This window comes from Calditrichota bacterium (assembly GCA_014359355.1).
Taxonomy (GTDB): Bacteria; Zhuqueibacterota; Zhuqueibacteria; order JANLFK01; family Oleimicrobiaceae; genus Oleimicrobium.
In genome coordinates, this window is the sequence record JACIZP010000311.1 from 1 (window position 1) to 1,242 (window position 1,242).

2 protein-coding genes are annotated in these 1,242 nt (G+C 59.1%); both read right to left on the minus strand.

Translation table 11 applies throughout. From position 1 onward, the window contains the following. The coding region (locus H5U38_13330; GenBank protein ID MBC7188010.1) for a hypothetical protein at positions 1 to 892 on the minus strand (892 nt) is incomplete at its 3' end. 64 nt (positions 893 to 956) lie between these two features. Further along, the coding region (locus tag H5U38_13335; GenBank protein ID MBC7188011.1) for a hypothetical protein at positions 957 to 1,242 on the minus strand (286 nt) is incomplete at its 5' end.

Genomic DNA, 1,242 nt, shown 5'->3' on the forward strand with positions numbered 1-1,242 from the left:
CTTCGCGCATCAGCTTTGTCATCATCTCGGCATAGTGGGCGCGCACGCGTGGGTGGGCGATGGTCATGTTGTAGCGCGGTTTGAAGCTTCGGAAAGGATGATCCACGCGCGCGCCACGGAGCATGGGGTAGCGCGCAAAGAACTCCTCCGGTACCGATCGCGGCTCGAAACAGAGAAGCCCTGGAGTCAGGCCGTACTTGCGCGCCAATCGCGCATTCTCCTTCAGATTGGCGAGATTGGCAGAAAGATAGTAGAGCGGATAGATACCTTTGTTCAGTTCCGTGTAGACAAACTGGTCCAGGGCAGGACAGTAAGTGTAGAACATCGGATAGACTTCACCCTTCGGCCCGGTCTCCAGTCCCATAGGGAAGGCGAGGCCATTTACCTCGATGTGGGTAAAACCCAGGCGGGCGAGCTCGCGGATGTAGCGCTCCTTGTCCATACCCCGTTGGATCCGCCCCTCCTGCGTGAGGAAGTAGTCGTACGACACGCGCTGCCACTTGAACGCAGTCGGGAAAACCCTGCCCTTATCAAAGGGCGCGAGGTCGTGGTCTGCCAAGTGCTCGACTACGTAGCGCATGAAGCTGTACAACAAATTGGCCTTCGAGGTGAGCAACACTCCTGAGCCATCGGCTTGCAGCTGCAGGTAGGCAAACTCGTTATCGAGATCGGCCCGGAGCCGCTGCGCAGCATCCACGGCGAGCGGGCAGTGCTCCACTGTCCCCACGCACAATGTACCTGGTCTAAGCTTGGTGCGGCGCGTGCGCGTTACCTCTACCGAGGCTGCAGGCAGCCCTGAGGCGAGTTCGTAGGCCACGGTTTGCGCCACCAGGGGTGCTTGTGCCTGGTACACAATCACCCGCACATTCTGCAAAGCGTCCTTCAGTTTCATTGCGATATCCTCCGTGGGAAGCTCTTCAATGCCGATCATTTCAAGTGGTGATTGAGGCTACCCCTCAAGCTCTATGCCTGGCCACCTCCAGGCGCAGCAGTATCTCCTCAGCCCCGGCCACGGGCAACGCGGCGTCGACGAACTGGCTCTCTTCCACTGCCACACGCTGGAACTTGACTTCGCGGCCGTCTACCGACAGCCTGCTGGCAGTTTTCCCTTTGGGTACCAGCAGGTGCAGGTTGAGCAGACAAGGCCCGCACTTCAAGTTCAAACGCACCGCGTCGCCGAGGTTTTCGTAGCGATATCCGAAGGAACGCCCCGACACCTCGTAGCACAGATTGACGACGCAC